At 50.9% G+C, this 24,956-nt stretch carries 23 protein-coding genes and 3 pseudogenes; 18 read left to right on the top strand and 8 right to left on the bottom strand.

Annotated features, from left to right (window positions below):
• Nucleotides 1-15: 15 nt before the first annotated feature.
• Nucleotides 16-450 (bottom strand): hypothetical protein, encoded by a 435-nt coding sequence (locus tag ACYZT8_RS03360; protein WP_461979236.1) that lies wholly within the window; start codon nucleotides 448-450, stop codon nucleotides 16-18.
• Between the two features lie 83 nt (nucleotides 451-533).
• Between ACYZT8_RS03360 and ACYZT8_RS03355 the strand changes: the two genes are divergently transcribed.
• From ACYZT8_RS03355 to ACYZT8_RS03345, 3 genes are all read left to right on the top strand, one after another.
• A complete protein-coding gene (locus ACYZT8_RS03355; protein WP_438659797.1) occupies nucleotides 534-884 on the top strand; it encodes a MerR family transcriptional regulator in 351 nt (116 codons plus the stop codon).
• Nucleotides 885-909: 25 nt separating this feature from the next.
• Nucleotides 910-1,596: an SDR family oxidoreductase gene (locus tag ACYZT8_RS03350; protein ID WP_461979234.1), complete on the top strand. Its 687-nt coding sequence runs from the start codon at nucleotides 910-912 to the stop codon at nucleotides 1,594-1,596.
• A 286-nt stretch (nucleotides 1,597-1,882) separates the two neighbouring features.
• Nucleotides 1,883-3,241 (top strand): 8-oxoguanine deaminase, encoded by a 1,359-nt coding sequence (locus ACYZT8_RS03345; RefSeq protein WP_461979232.1) that lies wholly within the window; start codon nucleotides 1,883-1,885, stop codon nucleotides 3,239-3,241.
• Between the two features lie 120 nt (nucleotides 3,242-3,361).
• Here ACYZT8_RS03345 and ACYZT8_RS03340 read toward each other — a convergent pair.
• Nucleotides 3,362-4,144: pseudogene (locus ACYZT8_RS03340) on the bottom strand (calcium:cation antiporter); the annotation flags it as partial.
• Between the two features lie 489 nt (nucleotides 4,145-4,633).
• On the opposite strand from ACYZT8_RS03340, the gene ACYZT8_RS03335 reads away from it, so the two are divergent.
• Genes ACYZT8_RS03335 through ACYZT8_RS03320 form a run of 4 tightly spaced genes read left to right on the top strand, consistent with a single transcriptional unit; the run spans nucleotide 4,634 to nucleotide 10,885 of the window.
• The gene (locus ACYZT8_RS03335) at nucleotides 4,634-6,547 is read left to right on the top strand and encodes a hypothetical protein (RefSeq protein ID WP_461979230.1); all 1,914 of its coding nucleotides are present in this window, start codon (nucleotides 4,634-4,636) and stop codon (nucleotides 6,545-6,547) included.
• Between the two features lie 9 nt (nucleotides 6,548-6,556).
• Complete coding sequence (locus ACYZT8_RS03330) at nucleotides 6,557-8,851, top strand: hypothetical protein (protein WP_461979228.1); 2,295 nt, start codon at nucleotides 6,557-6,559, stop codon at nucleotides 8,849-8,851.
• Entirely contained in the window at nucleotides 8,832-9,383 is a 552-nt protein-coding gene (locus ACYZT8_RS03325; RefSeq protein WP_461979226.1) for a hypothetical protein, read from the top strand. The genes ACYZT8_RS03330 and ACYZT8_RS03325 overlap by 20 nt, the downstream gene beginning before the upstream one ends.
• Nucleotides 9,380-10,885 (top strand): hypothetical protein, encoded by a 1,506-nt coding sequence (locus ACYZT8_RS03320; protein WP_461979224.1) that lies wholly within the window; start codon nucleotides 9,380-9,382, stop codon nucleotides 10,883-10,885. The genes ACYZT8_RS03325 and ACYZT8_RS03320 overlap by 4 nt, the downstream gene beginning before the upstream one ends.
• On the opposite strand, the gene ACYZT8_RS03315 is transcribed toward ACYZT8_RS03320, so the two are convergent.
• Nucleotides 10,886-11,128, bottom strand: a complete 243-nt coding sequence (locus tag ACYZT8_RS03315; RefSeq protein ID WP_461979222.1) for an AbrB/MazE/SpoVT family DNA-binding domain-containing protein — start codon at nucleotides 11,126-11,128, stop codon at nucleotides 10,886-10,888.
• 305 nt (nucleotides 11,129-11,433) lie between these two features.
• On the opposite strand from ACYZT8_RS03315, the gene ACYZT8_RS03310 reads away from it, so the two are divergent.
• Both ACYZT8_RS03310 and ACYZT8_RS03305 read left to right on the top strand, forming a co-directional pair.
• On the top strand, nucleotides 11,434-11,640 hold the full coding sequence (locus ACYZT8_RS03310; protein WP_461979220.1) for an AbrB/MazE/SpoVT family DNA-binding domain-containing protein: 207 nt from the start codon (nucleotides 11,434-11,436) through the stop codon (nucleotides 11,638-11,640).
• A complete protein-coding gene (locus ACYZT8_RS03305; RefSeq protein WP_461979218.1) occupies nucleotides 11,640-12,047 on the top strand; it encodes a hypothetical protein in 408 nt (135 codons plus the stop codon). The genes ACYZT8_RS03310 and ACYZT8_RS03305 overlap by 1 nt, the downstream gene beginning before the upstream one ends.
• A gap of 18 nt (nucleotides 12,048-12,065) precedes the next feature.
• On the opposite strand, the gene parS is transcribed toward ACYZT8_RS03305, so the two are convergent.
• Together parS and ACYZT8_RS03295 are read right to left on the bottom strand one after the other, a co-directional pair.
• Complete coding sequence (parS, locus tag ACYZT8_RS03300; RefSeq protein WP_461979216.1) at nucleotides 12,066-12,527, bottom strand: type II RES/Xre toxin-antitoxin system antitoxin; 462 nt, start codon at nucleotides 12,525-12,527, stop codon at nucleotides 12,066-12,068.
• 111 nt (nucleotides 12,528-12,638) lie between these two features.
• Nucleotides 12,639-13,076 carry a GIY-YIG nuclease family protein gene (locus ACYZT8_RS03295; protein ID WP_461979214.1) on the bottom strand — a complete coding sequence of 146 codons (438 nt, stop codon included), beginning with the start codon at nucleotides 13,074-13,076 and terminating at the stop codon, nucleotides 12,639-12,641.
• Nucleotides 13,077-13,126: 50 nt separating this feature from the next.
• Between ACYZT8_RS03295 and ACYZT8_RS03290 the strand changes: the two genes are divergently transcribed.
• From ACYZT8_RS03290 to ACYZT8_RS03255, 8 genes and pseudogenes are all read left to right on the top strand, one after another.
• Nucleotides 13,127-14,092 (top strand): Fic family protein, encoded by a 966-nt coding sequence (locus tag ACYZT8_RS03290; RefSeq protein ID WP_461979212.1) that lies wholly within the window; start codon nucleotides 13,127-13,129, stop codon nucleotides 14,090-14,092.
• A gap of 854 nt (nucleotides 14,093-14,946) precedes the next feature.
• On the top strand, nucleotides 14,947-15,813 hold the full coding sequence (locus tag ACYZT8_RS03285) for a patatin-like phospholipase family protein (RefSeq protein WP_461979210.1): 867 nt from the start codon (nucleotides 14,947-14,949) through the stop codon (nucleotides 15,811-15,813).
• Between the two features lie 68 nt (nucleotides 15,814-15,881).
• Nucleotides 15,882-16,139 (top strand): annotated as a pseudogene (locus ACYZT8_RS03280) (hypothetical protein); the annotation flags it as partial.
• 57 nt (nucleotides 16,140-16,196) lie between these two features.
• Nucleotides 16,197-16,406, top strand: a complete 210-nt coding sequence (locus ACYZT8_RS03275) for a hypothetical protein (RefSeq protein WP_461982358.1) — start codon at nucleotides 16,197-16,199, stop codon at nucleotides 16,404-16,406.
• Nucleotides 16,407-16,512: 106 nt separating this feature from the next.
• Nucleotides 16,513-17,454: a protein NO VEIN domain-containing protein gene (locus ACYZT8_RS03270; RefSeq protein WP_461979208.1), complete on the top strand. Its 942-nt coding sequence runs from the start codon at nucleotides 16,513-16,515 to the stop codon at nucleotides 17,452-17,454.
• A gap of 79 nt (nucleotides 17,455-17,533) precedes the next feature.
• A pseudogene (locus tag ACYZT8_RS03265) lies at nucleotides 17,534-17,813 on the top strand (type ISP restriction/modification enzyme); the annotation flags it as partial.
• Nucleotides 17,814-17,859: 46 nt separating this feature from the next.
• Entirely contained in the window at nucleotides 17,860-19,911 is a 2,052-nt protein-coding gene (locus ACYZT8_RS03260; RefSeq protein ID WP_461979206.1) for a DUF262 domain-containing protein, read from the top strand.
• Between the two features lie 275 nt (nucleotides 19,912-20,186).
• Nucleotides 20,187-21,377, top strand: coding sequence for a hypothetical protein (locus ACYZT8_RS03255; RefSeq protein ID WP_461979204.1), 1,191 nt, complete (start codon nucleotides 20,187-20,189; stop codon nucleotides 21,375-21,377).
• 175 nt (nucleotides 21,378-21,552) lie between these two features.
• On the opposite strand, the gene ACYZT8_RS03250 is transcribed toward ACYZT8_RS03255, so the two are convergent.
• From ACYZT8_RS03250 to ACYZT8_RS03240, 3 genes are all read right to left on the bottom strand, one after another.
• Nucleotides 21,553-21,783, bottom strand: coding sequence for a hypothetical protein (locus ACYZT8_RS03250; RefSeq protein ID WP_461979202.1), 231 nt, complete (start codon nucleotides 21,781-21,783; stop codon nucleotides 21,553-21,555).
• 194 nt (nucleotides 21,784-21,977) lie between these two features.
• Nucleotides 21,978-23,018: a hypothetical protein gene (locus tag ACYZT8_RS03245; protein WP_461979200.1), complete on the bottom strand. Its 1,041-nt coding sequence runs from the start codon at nucleotides 23,016-23,018 to the stop codon at nucleotides 21,978-21,980.
• A gap of 484 nt (nucleotides 23,019-23,502) precedes the next feature.
• Nucleotides 23,503-23,976 (bottom strand): hypothetical protein, encoded by a 474-nt coding sequence (locus tag ACYZT8_RS03240; protein ID WP_461979198.1) that lies wholly within the window; start codon nucleotides 23,974-23,976, stop codon nucleotides 23,503-23,505.
• Between the two features lie 284 nt (nucleotides 23,977-24,260).
• On the opposite strand from ACYZT8_RS03240, the gene ACYZT8_RS03235 reads away from it, so the two are divergent.
• Nucleotides 24,261-24,647 carry a hypothetical protein gene (locus tag ACYZT8_RS03235; protein WP_461979196.1) on the top strand — a complete coding sequence of 129 codons (387 nt, stop codon included), beginning with the start codon at nucleotides 24,261-24,263 and terminating at the stop codon, nucleotides 24,645-24,647.
• The last annotated feature ends 309 nt before the right edge of the window (nucleotides 24,648-24,956 follow it).

Here is a 24,956-nt window from a genome sequence, read left to right as displayed (position 1 = left end):
AGGCTCGGTCCCACATTAGACAGCGTTCCCCTGTGGGAGCGAGCCTGCTCGCGATGACTGCCTGACAGGCAACACTTGAACAACGCCCCACGCCAATTCAAAGACCAGGAAAATCACCAACAATGAACTGGCCCCGTGGAGCAAGGCATAGAGCTGCCAAGTAGAGAACAGGAATCTGCCGACTGCGTCATACCGCCCAAACACCTGCTGCGGATCACGAATCCGCAGCACCGCCCAGACACACACAATCGACCCCAACAGATTCGCCATCAGCATGTGCATCGGCTCAAACGCCGGAAGCTCTCCAGGCAAATCGAAAGCCTGACTCACACTCAACAGCAGCCCATGCAACGCAGCAAAACTCCACGGCGTGATAAACGCCGCCGTCACGATCAAGTCATACCAGGCGCTGCCCCGCACCAACCGGCGATATTGCGTTGAAGTCCACATGCCTCTTGCTCCATAAATTCAGGGAGCAACAAGGCTAAAGCCTGGAGTATGCTCCAGGGTCAAGCCCCTCTCGAGACGTCATGATGCGCATCGGTGAATTAGCCCAGGCCAGCGCCGTCAGCCGCGACACACTGCGTTTCTACGAGCAACGCGGACTGATCGCGGCGCAACGCAGTGCCAACGGCTATCGCGATTACCCGCCAGACATGGTGCAACTGGTGCTGTACATCAAGACGGCTCAGCGGTTGGGCTTTACGCTTGGAGAGATCGGCAACAGCGTCGCCGCGATATGGCAATCGCCAGACCCTGACACCGCCGTCACGCAATTGCTGCAAGACAAGCTCAAGCTGATTGAAACCCGTATGGACGAACTCGGTGCATTGCGCCACGAGTTGCAACAACGGCTCGGGCAACGCTGTCCACTGCGTCCATGATCCTCATTTATCAAGGAAGCCACTCATGTCCAAGGCAAAAACCGCACTCATCATCGGTGCCTCCCGGGGCTTGGGCCTCGGTCTGGTGAAAACCCTGCTGGCCGACGGCTGGCAAGTCACCGCCACCGTGCGCAATCCGCAAAACGCCGAGGCGCTGCAAGCGTTGGGCAAGGTGCGGATCGAGAAGCTCGACATGGACGATCAGCAGGCCGTCATCGCCCTGAGCCAACAGCTCAAGGGCGAAGTGTTTGATTTGCTGTTCGTGAATGCCGGGGTCAAGGGACCGGAGGTGCAGACACCGGGCGGTGCGACGCTGGCCGAGGTCGGTCAATTGTTCTTCACCAATGCCGTGGCGCCGATCAACCTGGCACAACGTTTTGCCGGGCAGATTCGCCCGGATACCGGCGTGCTGGCGTTCATGAGTTCGGTACTGGGTAGCGTGACCATGCCGGACGCGCCGGAGCTGGCGTTGTACAAGGCCAGTAAAGCGGCGCTGAATTCCATGACCAACAGCTTCGTGACTCAGTTGGGCGAGCAAAAACTTACCGTGTTGTCGTTGCACCCGGGCTGGGTGAAGACCGACATGGGCGGTGAAGGCGCCGACATCGATGTGGAAACCAGCACGCGTGGGTTGGTTGATCAGGTGAATGCCTATGTCGGCAAGGGTGGGCATCATTTTGTGAACTACCGGGGTGAAACGATTCCCTGGTAAACACCGCCGCCCCCTGTGGGAGTGAGCCTGCTCGCGATAGCGGAGTGTCAGACACCACTGATGTCGACTGACACTCCGTCATCGTCGGAACGCCGCCCGGAGCAAGCTCGCTCCCACAGGGGATCATTGCATACCCAGGATTTGCGTCGTCTGGTCGGGCCGGGCTTGCCGGCAAAGCCGTTTTGTTTGAAACTCCGCACTTCGTCCCCGCGGCGACCCTGGATCAGCAGACAGGGTAATCACTGAGCTGGCTAACCTGAACCCACTTTCAGAGGAGCCGGCCAACATGCCTGCGACCCGTACCTGGTTAAAAAATCCCCTCGCGATCTTCACTGCCAATGGCCTCGATGCCCGTGGCGGTCTGGTGGTGCAAGACGGCGTGATCGTCGAAGTGCTCGCCGCTGGCCAGCAACCGTCCGCACCCTGTGGACAAGTGTTCGATGCCCGCGAGCACGTGATCCTTCCGGGACTGATCAACACCCATCACCACTTCTATCAAACCCTGACCCGCGCCTGGGCGCCGGTGGTCAATCAGCCGTTGTTCCCGTGGCTGAAAACCCTGTACCCGGTCTGGGCGCGACTCACCCCGGAAAAACTCGCCCTCGCCACCAAAGTCGCGCTCGCCGAGTTGCTGCTGTCCGGCTGCACCACCGCCGCCGATCACCATTACCTGTTTCCTGAAGGCCTGGAAAACGCGATCGACGTGCAAGTCGAGAGCGTCCGCGAACTGGGCATGCGCGCCATGCTCACGCGCGGTTCCATGAGCCTCGGCGAAAAGGACGGCGGCCTGCCACCGCAGCAGACCGTGCAGGAAGGCGAAGTGATTCTCGACGACAGCCAGCGTCTGATCGCCGAATACCACGAGCGCGGCGATGGCGCGCAAATCCAGATCGCCCTGGCACCGTGCTCGCCGTTCTCGGTGACCCCGGAAATCATGTCCGCCAGCGCCGAACTGGCGAACAAACTCGATGTGCGCCTGCACACACATCTCGCGGAAACCCTCGACGAAGAAGATTTCTGCCTGCAACGCTTCGGCTTGCGCACCGTGGATTACCTGGACAGCGTCGGCTGGCTCGGCCCACGCACCTGGCTCGCGCATGGCATCCACTTCAACCCGGACGAAATCGCCCGCCTCGGCGCCGCGGGCACAGGGATTTGCCATTGCCCGAGTTCAAACATGCGCCTGGCTTCCGGCATTTGCCCGACGCTGGACCTGACCGCTGCGGGCGCGTTACTAGGTCTGGGCGTGGATGGATCGGCGTCCAACGATGCGTCGAACATGATGCTCGAAACCCGTCAGGCGCTTTACATTCAGCGGCTGCGTTATGGCGCGGAAAAGATCACGCCGGAACTGGTTTTGGGCTGGGCGACCAAGGGCTCGGCGAGTTTGCTGGGGCGCACCGACATCGGCGAGCTGGCGGTGGGCAAGCAGGCGGATCTGGCGTTGTTCAAGCTGGATGAGCTGCGCTTCTCCGGCAGCCATGATCCGGTATCGGCGTTGCTGCTGTGCGGCGCGGACCGGGCGGATCGGGTGATGATTGGCGGCAAGTGGCGAGTGATTGATGGGCAGGTTGAGGGGCTGGATCTGAAGGGGTTGATTGCCGATCACAGCCAGGCGGCCCGGCAGTTGATCGCCGGCACCTGACACAACACTAACCCTGTGGGAGCGGGCTTGCCCGCGATGGCGGTCTGTCAGTCAACAGAGATGTTGAATGTGATGGCCTCATCGCGGGCAAGCCCGCTCCCACATTGGTTTGTGGCAGCTCTAAAGGCCAAGCAGCGACAACATGATGAACGTCGCAAACAACACGAAATGCGTCATGCCTTCGATGGCATTGGTTTCGCCGTCGTTAAGGTTGATCGCGCTGACGATCAGGGTGAGGAAGATCATCACCGTCTGCACCGGGGTCATTGCCATCTGGAACGGCTGGCCGGTGTAGAGCGCCATCGCTTCCATCACCGGCACCGTCAGGATCACCGTCGACAGTGACGCGCCCATGGCGATGTTGACCACCGACTGCATGCGATTGGCCAGGGCCGCGCGCAACGCGGTCAGAATCTCCGGCGCTGCAGAAATGGCCGCCACCAGGATCGCCGTAATCACCGGCGGTGCGCCCGTTCCTTCCAGGCCTAGATCAAGGGTCTTGGACATCACTTCGGCCAACGCGCCGATGACCACCACGCCGAAAACCAACGTGCCGATGCTCAGCGCCAGATTGACCGGTTCAGGCTCCTCCTCCGGGGCTTTCTTGCGACGTTTTTCCGGGTAGCTGTAACTGAAGAAGTAACTGTGCGGCCCGACCTGCATGCGCAGGAACAGGGTGTAGAGCACGACCATCGCGCCGATGGTGAATGCCGAATACAGCTTCCAGTTGGCCTCGGGGATGAACTCCGGCACCACCATGGAAACGCCCATGGCGGTGAGGATCATCACGCTGTAACTGCGGGCCGAGTCGTCGTTATAAGACTGTTCGCCATGCTTGATCCCGCCCATCAACGCGGCCAGGCCGAGAATGCCGTTGATGTCGAGCATGATAATTTTGTATACACAGAAATCAGTGTCAAATTCAAAGTATGAGTGAAGAAAAAACCTCACACCTAACACTCACACTAGGATCGATAGTTTATATCTAACTCATAGCGAGCCATATAGTTAACATTTAACCCCTAGCGTCTAACATATAGTCAAAATATTATCTCTAGCGTCTAACATATAGTTAAAATTTGACAACCCTGGATCAGGGCAGTAGGTTAGTCAGCAACCCGCAATCAATACTTCAAACAGCTAACTTTGTTAGCTCGAATCATTTCGAGCCCTCAAAAACCCATGACTACTTACACCTACGATTACAACGGCGAGATAACATTTACTCATCCGGCCCCACGATCAGGTAAAGGGCGTAGAGATTCGAGCGTATTAGCCTCAAAGTACATGAGCGAGTCTAACATCCACTTGCTTTGCAGTTCGATTATACATATGTGTCATACAGCAGCACTTGACACATTCAGTGCAAATTTAAAACCATTGAAGCAAGTAATGCTGTTTTCTGAAGAAACAAAACAAGACTTGCCGGCCAAGCTCTCAGAAGAGTGGCAAATATTCATCGTTGATCATTTTGCCTTCTCAGCAAAAAGAATAAACGTGGACATCACCTTTGAAACTTGGAAGGAAGACTGGAAGAGATCTACAAGATTTTATGAACGACTAATAATTGATAAAGTCATTTGTCACAACATCATAATACCAACTGCCAGTGGAAAGTCCGAAATCATTGAAGCGGGAAAAGAAGATACGCCACCTCTTGGTGCAGGTTGTTTAATCTCCCCCACCCCAGCTTGCTCGTTATCTGAATGGCCAAAAAGATGCTTCATTAGCACCGAGCTAAATAAAACGGACGAAGAGTTTTTAGGCGACATCTTACGCGAGCTAAATTTAATAAACGAAACCGTTTACAGCGCTTGCCAGAAATACTGGAACAACCTTATCAGCGCCCACGAAATAGGACGCGAACTTATCAAAAACATTCCAACTTACAAAATATCACTTATCATAAACTCTGCTAGCCCAGTACAGGAAGCAAAGAAAATATCAAAACTTCCTTTAAGGGAACGTACAGCTTGGTTTCTCGCTGTTGTTGATTACTACTTTACAAAAACAAAATTACTCAATGCCATATCATTCGAGTCGATGAGTAAAATACCTCTATTGAAAGCAATGACAACCACTGCAAAAAAAAAGGACATCACAAATGGCCTGAACGAAATACTCGACAACTACTGCTTTCTAGAAACCTCATCAAATGAAAAAATATGCCGAGCCTTAGGCATGTTATCAGCTCGAGACTGTGCCGCCGCTGCATGCATAATCATCAAGGACAACCCCTGCTTCCCATCTATGGGACTGCAGTCGGCAAATTTACTCACAGTGGGGAACAAGCCATACCTACACTTAGCTTCAGATGAGAAGCAGTTGATATTCGGAGTTGATAAACCTCGGGCCAGATCTAGAAAAATATCAATCCTTAACGGGAAAAGCGCAAAAATTTTCAAACAGCTCGTTGAAGCGACTAAAAAAGGCCGTGAAAAAATAAAGAACAGCCCGAACTCGAGTTCTTTTCGATACTTATTTATAACTGTTACGAGATATGGAGCCATGAGCCCAGGAAATATCGACAAGATAATCACTGGCGATATAGGCCTAAATCTATATGACACGATAAAAAATGATCTTGCAAAGATTAACCTGAGCAAAGACACGTTCAACCTTTCAAGTATACGCGTGACTCAAGGAATCATTGAGTTTTTAAACACCGGAAGCATTAACGCGGTAGCGAAACTGCTGGGAAATACAGCACAAACAGTCTTAAGCAGCTACATACCCAACTGGTTGATTGCACGGCATGCAATAAAAGGAGTAAGAGTATTTCAACAAAAAATGGTGATAGTTTCAACCGCCAATAAGCCATGGCTCTTAGAGATAAGTGATTTTGAGAGCGAAAAAGACCTTCTAAAATTCATTGCAAAAATGTTAACTGAAGCTACCGGCCAAGATGCTATGGCAGCAGACATACACAGAAAATTATCCGGCAGTGTTCCTCATTCAGAAATTATGTTCACACCGCTAATAGAACGCAATCTACGAATAAATCTGTGCCCTGAAAGTTTAGGGAATTTGTACGCCTATGCCGAATATTCAAAAAAGAATTTAGACCATGACCAGCTCAACTTAACCGACGAAGCAACTGGATTGACGCCCCAGTCTTTTATTTACCTTGCGGATTTGATTTCGGACGCAGCTGAAAATAAGTATTCAAGCGAAGTAGAGAACGCCATTCAATCGTCAATTAAGGGCAAATCTCTTTTGGAGTTTTCCTTAACGCATAAAAAGGCTCTAAGGATTGCGGAACAACGAGTGAGGAACATAAAAGTTTCAAACATTTTCAGTCTATGAGAAACCAAAATGGCCACGAGAAACGCAAGACGCGTTTTAAACACCGAGAAACACATAGCATTGCTAATAGAGCGGTCTAGAAAGATTCTTGAGCAGAAAAGTATTATTTATAAGTCATCGTGGCTACTCGAGGGTGGTATCGGCAGTAAAAAGTGGATAACCACATCAGGCACAGATGAGAAAACAATAGTTATCGACTTCGAATATATGCTGCCTGACGGAACCCTTCTGACGAATGATGGAAATAGAGCAATCCTGGAACCGTTACAAAAATTAGCATTTGAATTACGGAGTGGCCTACTCCCTGTAAATATCGCACCAAAACTGTGGCGAAAAAAAATAAAATGGATGATCAACCTTGCACACCTTGTCATACTATACGAAGAAGAATTTAAGCCAAAAACACATGGCTTTAGCTTAATCAATGAGAACAACATACAAATAATTTTTCACGATTTAAGTATTGGTAGCTGGGCTTGCGCGCTAAAATTTCCAGACCGAGTTATAAATTTTCTTCATATAAAAGTATACGGAACCCCAGCACCTGAATATCTCTACGAAGATATTAATAACTTACCAGAAAACTTCATTAGCGACACATGTGATTGGCTAGAAAAAAGCGGGAATTACACCAAAGCGAGGAGCCAAGGAGTTGGCAAGTCGATTGTAATTGGAACATTCTCCAGAAAATTACTTTGCAGCTTCTTAGGGACGCACTGGAGTGCCTTCAAAAGCATCCCATTTCGTTTGTTTCTCAGACAATTTGAGCCCAAAATAGCTAATGCTTTTTTGCTGGTGGACTCCGCCCGTCCAGACTCTGAATGCTTTTCACATAAAACACTCACTTTGAACGATGCATCTAGGCACAAGGTAGATATAAAGTCTTTCAAAGAACATATATACGCTTTCCAAACCTTTTTTTTAGGTAGCACTTTCAATCCGAACTCAATTCCAAAACTCGAAATCCAGCCCAAACCCTTAATACATAAATTCTCTGAAAATCTGGCCCCTAGCGGGCACACACTGAAAATCCCTTACACAATAGGAATACTTTATCTGGAAAAAGCAATCGAGTGGATTATGCGTTACGGCGATGCAATTATTGATGCAACAATAATGTTTGCTGAAGAACTTGAACACGCTAAGAAATCTAATGACGGGCCTATCCCTACATATGCTATCGAAAAGAATATTGAACCCTATTTCGAAATGCTAACATCAAGATTTCACACTAGATCATTCGACGACACTCCCGCCGAACCTCTCACCTCTGCTCTAAATATCACCAAATTTAACGCTAAAATAAAAAGAAACACTGTGGACGGACAGAGATGCTTCACCGCAGTCATACAGGCATTTATAGGCGCATGCGTTATAGTAATTGCGCTTATGAAGCCGATGCGCGAACAAGAGGTTAGTAAACTCAAACGAAACGCTTTAAGTATCAATGCCTATAAAGAAAATTATGAAAATGAAAGCAATCTACAACTCCAGATACATTCCTTAGGCTTTGATGAGGTAGACGCGCAGTCGAGATTCAGCGATAGCGGGGCGTTTCTAACTCATATAAATCAAAAATCTGGTAGCCATGGTTATAACTCTCTTGTACGCAGACCAATTCCTTACGTCGCAACCATAACCATTCAAAAACTTCAGCGACTAGGAGATCGTTTATCGGCCATCTTCAATGACTCTTCCAGCCATGGAAAGGATCTATTTTACTTCCCAAACATCTCCTCTTTCAGTAAACCCACTGGAAAAACAACGTCTGCAAGAATTGACCGATGCATAAATTATTTTGGCGACATGATAAGTGTGCCATTAGACGAATACGGTCGGCGCTGGTACCCCGCGATTCATGAGCTTAGAAAATTCTTCGTTATGACTGTTTATTATCACGAGCAGTTAAATGTCCGCGACGCCCTCCAATATCATATGGCACACACCTCCACAGAGCACCTCGATGATTACCTGGCTGGTGACCCTTACGATGACGAAATTAATAAATATCAAGTCCAATCAATCGACGAGAAGCTACTAGCATACGAACTGGGAAAAATCCCTGCAGAAGGTAATTCCGGGATAACCAAGCTCTATAACTCTGTAATTAAACACTTCAAAGTTTCCAAACTTGGAGCAAGCCGTCAAACTGAGTATCTACCGTTCATTGAGTCATTGCTCGCTAACAACGATATTCAAATAACGAGCTATATGATTCAGCTCGAGAGCTACCCTGGTGAAGTTTTTGAAACTGACATTGCTATAAGATATGAAGGTAAATCAGATGCGCAATTCAACAATTGAAAACCTTGGCAGAAGATATGATTGGCTTACCCAATTAATAAACTCAAACGCCTCCGCATCGAAATCTGCAATTTCATCACTTAAGAGCATGCGAACTTTTTGCGCACTTGCGGTACCTGGCGTATTTGAAGAAATCGCATACAATTCATTGAAAGCATGTGCACAGGAAGTAGGCATCCCTAGAGCATTTGCAACAGCCATAACCGATCACTGGCTTTTATTGAAAAAGTTACGATCAGATGCATACGAACAGTTGTGTCCAATCCCCGTCTCAAAAAAAACTGATGCTAGCTTTACACTTGAACAGCAAGAGAACTCAGCTTTACTTCACGCCCACATTTGCGCACTTGCGTACATAGAACTACTCCGCTTTTTGAATGATCTCATAAACAAAGACTTCACGCTTTCTGAGTCTACCTCACTTAATATTGCGCGAAAAATTGCTGAGTCTAGCGAAAAATTTGATGCGATAAGCTCCCCATTTGTCTCTACCCATAAAAACTTTTCTGTTATTCAGGGTGGCATGCCATGAACATCCCTCTTTATCGGACACTTAAAAACGTTGTGTTACCGGCTAATAGCGACATCAGCCCCACACATGCTCCGAAAACAAAAACCAAGGACAAGAAAAACTTTAAAATCATGCCTACCTTAACACTTATGGTCTGGCCCAATGGTAAACCTTGCACTCTCATCAACTTGTGGTTGATGGAAAAAGAGACATATGCTACTGGGGATTCTTGCGCCACGTTAGCATCTCAACTTACACACCTTCTTAGGTTTTGTTATTCAGAAAATCTAACTTTTGATGACTTATCAGATCGCCTGATATCGAAGTGGGTTAACAAGCTTGAAAAGGATATCAAGCCAAATACCCCCCCTGAGCTGACGGATAAATCAACTGAGAACTCTCGAGGAACTAACCAAGTCAGTCATATTGGTAGCAGAGCCATTGAATTCCTAACCTGGTACCAAGGATCGTTTCGGAACCACAAGACAAATTTGATAGGTGAAACTGGTAGCGGCGCACCAATTACGGTTAAAAGAAAATTCAATAAACACACGGGAACATACCACAACTCTCATGCATCGATACCGAAGCTTGGAGCGACTATTGGTGATAAGCATGCGATGCCTGAAAGCTATATTTCTCTTATTGAAGACGAGATTTTTAAAAAGCTTGAATTATCACTTAGCTCACCCAAATCTCGCTTCAATAAAAACGAAGCGTGCCCAATTTTAAAAGCAACTCGTCTGTACTTATATAGCCGCCGCGTCTTTTTTAACTGGATGCTAGATAGAACCGGCTGCCGGCCTTCGGAAATAGTTGAAATGTCATTGGCAAAAAATTCTAACACCTCAATAACGTTAAAATTGCTGATACCCACCAAAAAGAAGAGAAGCAAAATCCCGCCGGTTAGAAACTTCCCGATCTCGCTTATAGACTCTATTGATTTCAACCAATATCTTGATGCACGCAAAGATTATGTTAAGGCTCTTATAAATGCCAAAATAATAACCTGCGATCCTGGTACAATGATGCTCGGCGAAAAGGGTAACCCGATCAGGACTGCGTCATTACTCGCTGACTTTCGGAGACTTGCTCATGCAGCTGGACTATCTGAGGTCAAGATTTGCGCTTCGATGTACAGACATCGATTCATCACCCGCCAAATCATGTTTGCGATGGAAAAATATCGAGCGAATAAAGTTTCAGTTCGTGATTTATGGTCGCCAACTTACCAGATTAAAATTTGCGAAGAAATAATAAAACTCACAGGCCATGCGAGCGTGAACTCTCTAACACCATACTATGATGAAACATACAAAATTTTTTCAAAAGCATTTAACACCGCGAACGATGATTATAATTTTGTTGAAGTAGATTCTATTCGATATAGAATTAGTGCACTTTCCTATCAAGCCAGACTAGAGGGAGATAGCCTTTTCCCTGCAGCACTGAAAGAATTTCAAGATACCTGGCAAGAGAAATTTGATATGAAATCTTATCACACCAAAAATCATCAAATATAATCAACCCTTAAACACTCTAAAACTACGGATTACCTTCGCCCATAAACATGGAATCACAGTGGTCTTCGGCTTTTGGATCATCTCCCTGAACCGGTGGACAGATTGAGTAACAACAACCATCGCGAACTGCCCGCCCTCCAGCTCAACGAGCTCAACTCTATCCCCTTGGTGCAGCCCGAATGCAGCTCGTACGTCAGCAGGGATTGTGATTTGACCTCGTGAGTTAACCGTTGCGGTAGCCATGGGGACACCTAAAGAATTGAAAACTGACAGTATGGCCGAACCGTGCTTTGAGATCTGGTAGCAAGTGACCGCAAGCCGGGCCCGAGGGCCCGAAATCACGACTTCCTAGATAGCTTCAGCTCTCCTGCCCTGTAGGCCGCCGCATGAATCCAGACAGCGGGACGGAGCTGATCCTGTCGACCTATTATGTACTTGGGGGGCGTTAACAGCTCGAACGGTTGCACGCTGAGCTCTGAGTCCGTGTGCAAAAGCGGTTTACCATTGCCGATTCAAAGCAACGGAGACCACACGTGAGAAAGCCACCTATGAAAATCATGATCGAAGAATGGGATGGTGACGGGGCGATTCGAATTCCTGATGAAGCGCTGCAGGAGCTCGAACTGGATGTCGGCGACGCTGTGTACCTGATAGAAGAATTTGTCGGCAACACACGCTGCCTTGTCCTATCGAAAAAGCCTCAAATTGCGGATCGAATAGACGAACTCACTGTGGCCTGGAATAGCGGACAATAATGATGATTGACGCGAATCGTCTCTGGCAACGCGAACGCAAACGGCGCTACGCTTTGTGGGATTTAGAAAAACTGCAGCCTGGATCTGATCGAGCGATTCTGTACCTTGCGATTCTTGATGAAATTGAGCGCCAAGATCGAGATGACCCTATTGGCGATGCGGTCGACATGTCGGTTGATGAGCTACGAGAACGTGTCCCTGAAACCGAGATCGAGGGCGTCAGCGGATCCCACTTTGTAGTCGTGCTTGACGAGCACATACCAGAACCGTGGAAGACGCGTTTTGAAGAAGCGAGTACTGGGTCTACCCGTTTACGGCAGGGTTGCTATGCGAGAGATTGGCGTCGGTTTTTACGACTATGGACAGCCGAGATGCAGCACCTCGCAGCACATAGAGAGATGCGCTAAGCCCTGGCCTAACGAGTCTCACACAAGAATTCCTCTCTCCAATCGACCGATAAGATCCAGGACAGCTTTCGTTTCCACCCTCGTCCCCAGCATGTCGATTGGACGCTTCGATCCAAGCCCTCGAACCGGAGAACTCATCCATTTCGTTGCTGCCGCCTTATCGTTTTCGAAGAGGGAAAGGGCTTCTTTGAAGAGACTTACCAATGCAACCAGGCGGTCGCTTTCTACGGTGTCAAACCGCCCTGCTTTCGCCCTACGGGCCATCGTTGCGGGAGACATGCAAATAGCTTTGGAGATAACCCCTCGCGGCACCTGCAAGAGGCTTGCTATCCGTTCGAGGTATTCGAAAGGCAGTCCTTCGTGAACGAGGTCATGAAGCCTGGTACCGCGTGACGGCAGCCCGAGGGTAATCCAAATGCCTTGTGGGATCTGGGGCCCTGGTTGGTATTCCTTGATCGATGACAGCACTTTCACCTCCATCTGAAAACCTACCACCACGCCGTGCCAGGTGGCCCGAATTAGCGATATCCCCATTGCCCGCTGCGTAGGCCTATCAGACACGGGACAATGTGATTTCGACGGGTAACGTAGTCATCCTAGCTTAGGCGTCTTCGTGACTCCCACGAACTGATATGCACCGCTTTGCTCCTTCAGCCTTTCCATCTCGCGAGCCTCCCCCCGAGTCAAGGCTACGGTTACCAACAGATGGCACTGCTGCTCCAGAAAGGCTTGCCTACCTGCTTCAGTTTTCAAATCGTAGACAGTGACAGGCGAGTAGAAGTACAAGTGCTTCGCGAGTATCGACTGCTTGCTCATGACGTCACTAGGATTGCTCCAATCTCCTCCGTGCTTAAGCTTGAGACGAGATTGCTTGGATTGCCTGTGCTGAATTAGCCGCCGACGTAGATTGCCGCTGATTCCTACCTTCAGCAGCTTTCCTTCGTCAGTTACGATCTCATAGAGACCTGGCGCCAATGGCACTGCGGTTTCGATCTCGGAAAATCTAATTTTAAAACTCTGTTCAATCATGTGGTGACATCCATTCGGGCCTTACTGCCTGAATCAAAGCACTATTGAGGATGGGCAGCCACCTTCGTATAAGAACGCCAGCTGCAGCGGCATTCGGATTGCCTTTCAACCCAGGCGCGAATAATGTCAGCGGCATGAATGTCTCAAACCCGGCCCTCCCCGACTCGATTCCTCCGTCGATACTGGCGAGAGCAGACGCGCTTGTAACGAAAACTGCTTTCCTTGCCGGCCTGCTCGCACCTGAAACTGCAGCATGCGTGAGTAGCCTGCTGATGGACTCTGACGCCGATTACTCAAAGATCATCGACGGGCACCACATTGAGTCGGTGGTTCTAAAGGATGCACTCAACTTAGCGAACAAGCAGTCTACGCTGGGGGCAAGCACTGAGCTCCGTCGACGTATTCTGGTGGCACTAGCCCACCATTATCACCTTCTACAAAACTACCCGATTTCTGACGGCAATGCGGCTGTGGCGAGAATTATCGTTCATATGCATTTCGCTCAGATTGGGTTGCATCCGCACTTGTGGTCGCTGTCTCGCGGCATAGCTCGTAGACGGGAGGAGTATCACGCCGCCCTGGACATGACTGGTGGTACGCAGGAGTGTCAACTTGCTGGTGGTGCCCAGCAATCAGACAAAACCCTTCTCGGCTTCATCGAGTTCATGCTTGATGTCTGCCATGAAGAGGTGGACTACATGACTGCAGCCCTGAGTCGTTCCAAACTTCGTGAATCTGTTACGCATGCGTTCAGCGCAAACCCGTACTTAACAGAGGCAGGGATCAAATTTGAAACTGCGCCAGCATTCCTCGCGCTGTTGATCCAGGGCGCGCTTCCTCGCTCTGAGTTCGTGATTTTTACCGGACTTCAGTCTGAAGACGCAAGCGATCAGCTCAACAGGTTGATCAATCTCGATATCGTAGTGCGCTCGCCATCTGACCTCCTCACACTTGAGGTTGCCTTACCAGACTGGTTGGTAAGTGAGCTCCTTCCGGATTTGCACAAGAGTTGGTAGTTCTGATCGCCAAGATGCAGCCTGCCAGATACGACGGATGCTTCAGGCAGAATTGCTGTCCAGGGTTTACGTCGAGCCGGGCCATGAGGCCCGAAGCAGCGACTATTAGAAAATGCCTCGACAAGCCACCTACTGCTAAGCCGCTCTCCCGCAAAGACGAGCGCAGTGCACTGTCATAAATTGTCTCAGCTGAAGCCCGCCCCGTTCTTGAAATCGTCTTGTTTTACCGGTACTTCTAAGTCACCAATGTCATGCACGGAAAGCAACCATGCACGCAAGATTCAGAGTGATTAAAACCACCACACTGGAGGATGGCAGCAAGCGATACAGGGTTGTTGATCTTGTCGAAGGAGGTTCAGCCAGCAAGCATGGCGTGTTCAAAGTCAGGACGGAGGCAGAGGCTGTTTGTTCGCTCCTGAATGCCGAGCATCCACGTCGGAATGGTGAATGTCGTGCGTCCCTAAGCCTATGATCCACCCGTTCCAGAACGCCAAGCGCCGGATGACTTTATAGGACAGCCGCATGCCTATAACGCAGTCGTGGATTCACGCTCAAAAAGTACGTTTTGAAGGTGCTCCAGGCTAAGTCGCTGACACTCAACCTCGGCTTCCTCTTGAGCCTGATAGGTGGTCTTGAGGCGTAGTTTCTCTTCGCTGTCACAGACAGCTAAACCCTCAGGGCGCAGTCTCGCAGTAGAAGTGCGCTCCGTTATGCATTGATCCCGTTTCCATTGGGATTCGGCATCGTTCGGAACTCCGAGCTTGCGACGTCTCGAGCATGTGGCGAGCATCCGGAAGTAACGCCGACCCGCCAGCTACACTAATTCGATACATTTCTGCACCGAGACCTCGACCATGGCGACCAAAACCGCAATCGTATTCGCTGGCGGCGGCAGTTTGGGTGCGGTGCAGGTGGGCATGTTGCGGGCCTTGGTCGAGGCCAATGTTCGATGCGATATTGTGGTTGGCGCTTCGGTAGGCGCTATCAATGGTGCCTACTTTGCCGCAAGGCCAGATTCAGATGGCGTCGAGGCCCTCGCTGGTTTCTGGCGCGGGCTAGGTAAATCTGACATCTTCCCCCTCTCCTGGCTCGATACCTGTAGGGGACTGATCAAACGGCGTGGCTTTCTGTTGCAGCCGGCGGCCTTGAACCGATTGCTGGATCAGGCACTGCCCATTCATCGCATTGAAGAGGCGACGCTGCCCCTCTACATCGTCACCACCGACCTGCTCAGTGGTGCCGAGACTGTTCTGTCCAGTGGCGAACTCAAACAGGCGTTACTGGCCAGCGCTGCTATCCCGCTGGTGTTCCCCTGCGTACAAATCGCCGATCAGTTCCTGGTTGACGGCGGCGTGGCAAGCAATACACCTATCTCGACTGCCGTAGCCTTAGGAGCCACCAATGTCGTGGTAATCCCCACCGGCGTGAGTTGCGCCCTTACACAACCGCCCCGAGGCCTGGTCGCCTTAGCCCTGCACACCGTCAATCTGATGAGCATGCGCCAACTGGTGAGCGACATCGAACACTTCCGCACTCTCACCAGCCTGCACATCGTCCCGCCCTTGTGCCCTGTGGATGTCTCGGTGTTCAACTTTGACCAGACCGAGTCTTTGCTGCAGCGCGCCTATGAGCAAACCCTCCGGTGGCTGGAACGTGGGGGGCTCGAACGCACCAAGGTACCTGGTGCCCTGACCATCCATTCACATGCCCATGAGCATTGAGTGATGTGAATTACCTATAAAAGAGGCCCTCAACACTCAGTGCAATGTTGCAAGAGTACCTGGAGAGGTTGAGCATGCCTCACTTCGATGTTGACCTATGCCGAGTGTCCCGTGAGCACTACATCACCGGGAAAGCCGTAATCAATTTTCCAGCCACTGGAGACACTACGGGTGGATGGCATTTCCTGTCGTACTTTGATCGAGAATCAGGCATTGCCAAGGTCTCGTTGGCAGGTATCCATTACCCGGATACCACAGGATTTTTTCGTACAACGGGGATCTTCGATGACACTGATCTGCCCGCTCGGTGCGGATGGGCTTCTGAAAGCGTCCCCCCTCATTTTTCCTCCTGCTACGCTGATCTCTTCCACGGAGGAATCACAATGTCGAACGCAGACCTACTCCCGCCCCTACTGGTCAAGATCAATCAAAATCAGCTCGCCTTGGAAGCCGCGATCATGGAGCTTACGCTCTGGGTCGAGCAGCGTGGATCGGGTGAGGTTGGAGGCAATGTGCGCGGTGCGCTGGACACGATCAGAACAAATGAAGAGTTCATCAACATGACGCTCGCTGTGTTGATGACACCGGAGTAATTCACCCCTTATGTTGAAAGAAGCCTGTTGGGTACGAAGGTGCTATTACCTAATCAAAACACCGATTATTTCACTCACGCTTCGGTGAGAAATTTCAAAGGCATATATGGACAGAATTGCATTTTTAAAAACAGGTTGGGCCGTCGACTACCAAGGAGAAGAGGTAGTCGGCAGACATCGCCACATCAATGATTATGCTGAAGCGCACGAACGCTTCAATTTCAGAAAAGCTCCGGACGGACGTTACTACGGCTACATACCTCCGATGGGTGAGCATGAGGCAACGCCGAAGCCCTTACGCCTTAGCGGGTGGACAATCATTTTAGTCGCGGCACGAGATGGCGATGGCCCTTTGACCGTAGTCGGGCACTACGAAAATGCGACTTTTGAAACGGGCTATCGCGACCGGCCTGAGTATCGCTACGGTTCATTTCCGAAAGACGCAGACGGACAGAATTTTAGCTACATCGTTAGCGCCGACAAAGCCAATATCATTCCCTTACCTTTGCGTCAGACAGAAATTTCAGGTGCTCACTTTAAAAGGTCGCCTATCGTTTACGTTCGAGGTAACAGACCTGGTCAGGATCAAGAGTGGCGTCAGCACTTCGCCGAGATTGCACAGGAAATAGTAAGCGTCTCCTCTGAAGTCGACGTTGTTGACGTACAAATACCAACGTTTTCTTTTCCTGATGCCGAGCATAGAAAGGCGGTGGAAATGGCGGCTGTGGACTACGCATCTACAGCCTATGGAAAACGTTATGAAATTCAGGATGTCCAGCTGCTCAACCTTGGCTACGACCTGATTTTTCGGGATCGTAAAACAGGTGAAGAACTACACGTAGAGGTAAAGGGAACCAGCAATGCGATACCCCATTTTTTCATGACTAGGAATGAGTACCGATACCTCGAAAATCCTCGTTGGCGCATGCTCATGGTCACCCAGGCGCTCGACAAACCAAAAGGTCGGTTGCTCACTCTGGATGAACTGGAGGATGCGTTTGACGTTAAGCCATTCGCCTTCGAGGGCGTTGCTAAGCAGTTGCCTTAATGCGAAAACCGCATTGCTGTAACTGTTATTAAGAGACGCTTCAGAGTGTCGGATCGAAGTACGCTTCCAATACACTGCGCAGACCACCGTGATCTACAATCAGCGCATCACTCTACGCGGCATCCCGCTTGAGGCATGGGACTATGTGGTCAACGGCAAGGCCGCGCTGGACTGGGTGATGGAGCGCCAGTGCGTAAAAAACGGAAAAAGCCAGCGGTATCGTCAACGACACAACAATTGGGCCATAGAAAACTATGGGCAACTCTAAGCACCCACTGGAGCTGTTCCTGCGTGTGGTGGCGGTAAGTTTGGAAACCCAAAAGGTCGTCAAGGCTCTGCCTGCCCTCAACATCGAATAAGACGACTGAGGTCACCTATTTTTGAAACTCGGACAAGGATTTCAGGATGCAACCCAGTAAAACCACCGTCACCGGCCTGTTCAGTACCCCTCATCAGTATCAGATTCCCATTTTTCAGCGGGGTTACGTCTGGACGCTGGAAAAGCAGGTTGGCCCGCTGTGGACTGACATCCAAGACCGTGCAGATGCCGTGCTGGAGCAACAGTCGCTAGCATCAACGGGCACCACGGCGGCATTGAAGCCGTTACAGAAGCACTTTCTGGGTTCAATTGTGATGACTCCTGTGCCCAACAGCTTCGGCAGAGCGCCAGCTTTCGAGGTGATTGATGGCCAACAGCGTTCGACGACCTTACATCTCCTACTACTCGCCTTCCGCCAGGCAGCGCGTGAGCTGATAGACAGCCCCATACCGCAAATGCTCGATGGCTTGGTGCGAAACCCAGGCCCTTACCAGCGCGCAGAAGATCATTACAAAGTTTGGCCAACCCAGGCGGGGCAGGACGAGATGCGCCACCTGAGCGATACCGCCACTTACGCTCAGGACGTGTACACGACTTATCCGGCACGAGATGTACGCACTCGGATTGAGCGGCCCCTGATGGTGCAGACCTACCTGTACCTCTACCACGCCTGCCTGGCCTATATGCGGGGTGTTGACCTCACTGATGTTGTCAATCCTACAGCCGACCCCACGTTCGGGGATACGCTGATCGCGGATATCCGCCGTAATAACGACGTGTCGCCATTGCAAGCCCATATGCCGCTCGAGTCGAAGCGCGCTCAGGCGCTTTACATGGCATTGGCCGACCACGTGCAGATCATGACCCTGACCTTGGAAGCCGAGGACGACCCTCAAGTCATCTTCGAAACGCTCAATGCGCGTGGAGAACCGCTGCTGGCGTCTGACCTAGTACGCAATTTCGTGTTCCTTGAAGCCGCTCGCCAGGGACAAGCTGTGCCACAGCTATATGAACGGTACTGGAGCCCATTTGATCTTGTTGCGACCACCAGCCAGGGCGTTTCGGCAAATGCCTACTGGCGGGAAAAGGAGCGACAGGGTCGCTTGACCTATCCGCGCATTGATCTGTTCTTCTACAACTACACGATCCTGCGCAGCCACGAAATTACCCTAGCCAGTCATGTGTTTCAGTCATTCAAAGCATGGTGGCTAAAGCAGCTACGCGATCTTGAAGTGGAGCTGGCGCAGCTTGTTGCATCCAGCCAGCACTTCCAGGAGCTGGTATCTCCAGAGGGTACCGGGCACTTGGCTGAGTTTGCACGCTTGGTTAAATCACTTGACGTGGGTACGGTTACACCGGTTTACCTTGCACTGCGCGAGCGGTTGGCAAGCGACAGCGCGGAGCTGAAACAGGCTCTCGGCGACTTGGCCTCCTATCTGACACGACGCGCTGTCTGCGGCTTGACTACCAAGGGCTATAACCGCTTTTTCATGCGTGTACTGCAAGCTGTGTTGAGCGCCCCCGAGGCCCCACACATAGCTTTACGCAAAGTGCTTCTAGCAGCGACAGCACTCAGCGAGGTTTGGCCGGATGACAGCCTCTTTAGTGACAAGTGGTGTCATCGTCCGGTTTACAAGGAGCTTCGCCCCGTTAAAACGTGCGGTGTCCTGCGGGCGCTAGAGTATGCGGCTCGTGGCTCTCAGCAAGGGAGCAATCATGTGCCAGCCCAGTCTGATTTGACCGTCGAGCATGTGATACCGCAAAGCTGGGAAAAGCTGCCTACATACCAGATAACAGACATGACCGAGGCACAGCGTCAGTTCAGAGAGACGGTAGTTCATGGTTTTGGGAACCTGACGTTACTTACTCAGCCGCTGAACAGCTCTATCAGCAACGGCCCCTTTGCCGACACCCAGTGTGTAGGTAGTGAACAGGTTCTGGGTAAACGGTCTCGACTGGGTCAAAGCGCTCTGCTGTTGAATACCTATTTTCAGCAGACAGCGCTTGCAGCATGGGATGACGATGCCATTGCGAACCGCTCTAAAGCCCTGCTTAAAGCAGCGTTACTCGTGTGGCCGAAGCCTGTAGGCGGCAGCGTTGCACCCGTAGCTGTGGCATCGGCGATCTCAGGGAACTGACCTACCCTCCTCTCGCTCGGACGTGGGAACCAGCCCCTGGGGAATTGGTATAGCGTTGGATTCCTGGTGGATGGTGGCGGTCGCCAGGAGCTGTGCTTAAGTGGGGGCTGATTGGTTCACCTGATCTCAATCCAATTAACCCCACGCGTCGAAAGAAGCCTCTTGGGTAGCTAAAGTTACGCCCTCGTAGACTTGAAATGACTCGCAGGCTTCGACTTGAGATTGGAGCGAGGGAATCTACGCTGGTACCGGAACGCCAAACGCCGGATAAGTTTATGTACAAGATCGTAACCTTCACTCCCAAGGAGCTGTTCGACAAAGCTTGGGAAACACCTGTACTGAAACTGGCTCAAGAAATCGGTATTTCAGACGTTGCGCTTTCCAAAGCCTGTCGCAAAGCCGGCCTAGCTCTGCCCCCTCGAGGACATTGGGCAAAACCAGTTTCAAAACGCCCAGGCAAACCTAAGCCTCCCGTCGGCGGACAGTCCATCAGCTTTAGAGTCTTGGATCGAAGCACCCTTCCATTGCAAAACGCTGCGCCTATAAAACCGAAAACAATCCGTTCAACCATCGAAGTACCTCACACCCTTCTTGCGCCTCACCCACTGGTGATCAAGTGGTTGAAATGCGTTAAATCGGCCAAGATCCATGAAGGCCATCTCGTGACCACGGACAAACATGTGCTCGACGCGAGAATTTCCTCCGAACTAATTGATCGCTGCGCACTAATTTTCGACACTCTGATAAAACAGAGCGAGGTACTCGGCTTCAGGTGGAGGGTCACGGACGACAAAACGTTGGTCGAGGTCGACGGCGAACACCTCGCAATCAAACTTGTGGAGCGCTTGAATAAACACGCTATCCCGCCACCTCCTCCACCCCCTCCAAAGCGCAATGCTCGATGGGAACCTAATTTCTCGTTGCTGCGTTCGCCCCAATTTGAATGGTCTTCCACCGGCGAATTAAGCCTGCAGATTGACGCACGTACTGATTACGGAAAGCGGAAAAACTGGACAGATACCAAGACCGGAAAAATCGAGGAGAAACTGGCGAGCATTCTCGACGGTTTCGAGGCGATAGCCGAATCGGTGAAAACTCTGCGTTTGAAGAATGAAGAGGCTCGTCGTGAGCGAATAGCTGAAGAAGCGGTACGACTTGAGCGCACCAAGCGTGAAGAAAGTCATAGGCGCCTACGCCACAGACTCGTGGAAAATACAAAACGTTGGGAGCTGGCTCAGCGACTGAGAGCATTCATCCAGGCAACCTGCGATGCCGGTGGTGGCGATACCCCGGATCAAACTCAACAACAAACTGCGCTATGGGCGGCCTGGGCAACAGCACAAGCGAACCTGCTCGATCCTCTTTACCCGGATACCTCATCAGTCACATCACTCACCGTTTCTATCGAGAGCTGGTTCAACGGATATGGAATGATGCGCGCGGAAAAGGACTGGTGGTCAGAATGAAAAACACATCTGTTTACCGCTTCGGGTTCACAGCTCATGATCGCTAGGAGTATTAGGCCGTGCTCGCGGGTGGTAATGAAATCTGCGTCGGCCACCCACTTACTAAATGCGTTCAGCGTTTAGGTGCTCGCTCAGGAGTTCGGCTTGAGACGAGATACGCTATCGTAGGTTTCGCTCAATGCAACCGAGGTGAAGGCCCGCCAAGAGCTAGGCACTGATACTCGTGAACAACAGCGAACAGCGCTTCCGTCTCGTGGCGCAGCTTCTCCACTTTCTCCGCAGGCTGCGTTTCTTGCGTTTCGTGGTACCGACGTAACGCCTGCACCGCGCGCTCCATCATCGGCTCGCCGGCCTTCATCTTGTCGCCCAGGCTCTGGTCTTCCCGGCTATTTCTATCCTTGCTCATCAAATCCACCGTTTCCGATTGCTTTGCCAGCGGAGTATAGGCGTCCTTACGCGGCGGCAGCTCGTTCGCTGAATAGGCAACCCTACCAGTACATCCTTTTAATAGGATTATGAATCATGCCTATTCAACCGTGCCGACTGGATGAGGCTGATGACTGCCACTGCGCAGAACCGACACGCTGAAGCAGCGTATTGTCACTTATGGATTAAATGGCTTTCGTACTCTGAGATGAAATCATCGAACCAGCCAATGGCTTCGCCTTCAGATTTGACATATGCCAGCTGTGCTGGGGTAATTTTAAATTCCTTCAGAATTTTCTGCTCCTTCTCAGGACGAAGGTTCATTTTGTTCGAGGCGATGATGATAGCTGTAAGCATATGGTCGCGATGGTATTCGGGACTGGCTCCCGCCTTTACGACCGCACTACTCAAGATGTGAGCTTCCATTAAATCGTAGACTTGTTTGCGGATCTGAGGCTCCATTCCCATAATTTTCTTGGTGGAGTTGTCCAAAAATACTCGTTGCGAATCGTCACACTTCCACGCAAGCGCACCCGCTTGCCCCTCCCCCTGGCACAAAACTGAGTGCTTCACGAGGATACTTTTACTCGGTGGTGTGATGCTAACCTGAACCAATGGCGAGTCAGTACGGTAGTAGCGGATGAAGTCCTGTATCTCGCGTTCGATTTGGAATTTCAGAGCCTGCACAGCTTCATTGGAGGTGTCGAGCTGTGGGGTCTGAACGCCGAACGAAACTCTGTCACCATGATTTTTAATGGTTGTAGTCTTGGTATCGAGCAGTGGAGAAGGAGCTTTGATTTTACCTTGTACAACAGTATTCAAAACTTTCCATTCGGCGTAGGGAACAAACGTCGAACAGACGTTTTCAGACTGCGAGACCGGCAAAAGCATCTGTCTCCCAATGACAAAATCTGCTTTTGACCTGAGGCCTTCAAAATTGTAGGTGTTAAGTCTGCACGACTCTGGGCCGTAGTAAGTACCGTCAGCGCTCCACCCCCCCTCAAGCACCGCCATTACGCAGAATTCAACACCATCCTTGTTCTTATAGTACCTAGCTGAACCGTGGATACCAGGTAGCAAGCAATCGCCAACGGAACCTATGTTCGCGGTGTCGACACGAGGTGGTGGCGGGCTGCATTTTGGTAGCGATCCGATGAGAGCAAAAGCGCCAAAAATGTAGAAAAGTCCCTTTATGTAGCTTCCAATCAGTCTCATTTGAATCTCACTGCGATTGCTCTGCAGGCATTCATAGACCATAGCTGAGAAACTTCGTATGTAGCGCCTCTCACAGGGTCAAAAGATCGCTTTGGCTGCATGAGGAATCAGCTTAAAGAGCCAGACATGGAGCCCCATTTAGGTGGACATGTATGGACTTGGCGGAGGCAGCCAGATGACGAGGTGACTTTGCCGGACTCATACGTCCTTACGATACTAGCCGGTGTCCTCCTGATGCAGAGCTGCATTACTAATTTACCGCACCGGAGCTTCCGAAAATGACAGGCTGAGTTCGGCCAAGAACCGCCAGAAAGCGCGTAATCAAATTTTTAGTATCCATGATGCATGCCGAACAGAGCACCGTGACCAGTTTAATGCGGAGATGGAGAGCTGAAAATTTCGCGCACCACAACCGACCGACACTGGGGTCAAGTCCCGGAAGCTTGCCCCATCTAGAGGGCATCCAGTTAAGCCGGTAATGGGATCACCAATCAGGCTCTGGCTCTGTACTTAAATGAATCGACATAACCCGCGCACGGCGGTAATGCAAAGGGGTGGCGTTCAACTCTAAGGACAGTAGTCGGTCGGCTGCACCAACCAAAGCGTCAATCCGCTCGCGGGGTACTGCTATATACGCAACCAACCGTGTCCCGCTTGCTGACATAGACCCTATTCCTTTTGGTGGATCTAAGTCTTGCGCCAATCGAGGATCTGCATAGAGCTGGCACTCGACCTCTGGGTATTTGAAACCCTCGGGGTAGAGCACTTCGCCTTTCAGCGTCAGGATCATATATTCGTGATAATGACCTTCGTTAGCCCTCGAATTATTGGGCAGGGCTAGGCTGAACGACCACGTAAAATCCCAACCCGACAGCTTGATTTGATAGAGGGCCCGTTGTGTTTCGAGCCGAGGACGGCCTCGCCGAGTATTAGATTTGTGCTGGGCTGTACGGGTCATAGCGACCTCCACCAGAAACCGCCAGCCTGTGGATAGGATTAGCTAACTCCCCGGCTGACCTCAACAGCATAGTCGTAGTGAATGCTACAGCTAAGCGCGCGCCGAGATATCGATCAGCATTGATGCTCCATACGGGCAAGGACAGCTGACGGTGCACTGGTTTATAGGTGGCCACGCTGCTTTGATCGGAGCGATTTCTCGTCTACCCATTGAGGTCAGGAGAATGCGACCCTGGCTTCTTCGTCCAGACTAAGGCGTCAGACACTAGATCGAAGGACATACCAATGCGGCTGCTCCTGCTTTGCGCACTCATGCTCTTCGCTTCTGTCACTTTCAGTGGTACCCCGATGCCCCCAAATAATAGACATGCATTTCAGATCTATTCGGATGTGGTCAGCGGAAAGCGTAAATTTGACTCGCTCTCCCAGGAAGAAAAGACCTTAGTAGCTAAGGTGATGGACGCAGTCAAGCGGAGTTGCAGCAATCTATCGGAACAGTGTGTAGCTGCGTGCGAAGCCGTAAACCTGCTGAAAGATGCAGCAGAGGATGTGGTGGCTTGCGCGAAGCGGCATGACCTAAACGACGACTGTTCGCGCCAATTTCGAGAAGTGCGCGCAGATCATGACACTTATGAGAGCGCCGTCTCGGAAGCCGGCGGTGCTTGCGAGTAAGCATTGGGATCAGGAAGATGTATTGGCCGGACGTTTACTGAACGCTGGACTACAGCTCTCAAGGTAATACACGCCTAGTGGTTCCAACCACGACATGGGCCTGGTGTTTGAAGAGTTGATCCGCCGCTTTGCCGAAAGCTCGAATGACACCGCCAGTGTCGACGGGTATATTAAATGTCGCACTTCAGCGGAATTAGTGTCGCATCTCAAGACTGAGAACCCCGGCGAATGCCGGTTTTTTTTCTTTATGGAGTCTCAGTTTGGACAGAGGCTCTGTTTAGCCGAAGCTACGGCACACGCCATGCTCTG

It is taken from the genome of Pseudomonas sp. LB3P93 (assembly GCF_054898025.1).
This window is presented reverse-complemented; position numbering and strand designations above follow the sequence as displayed.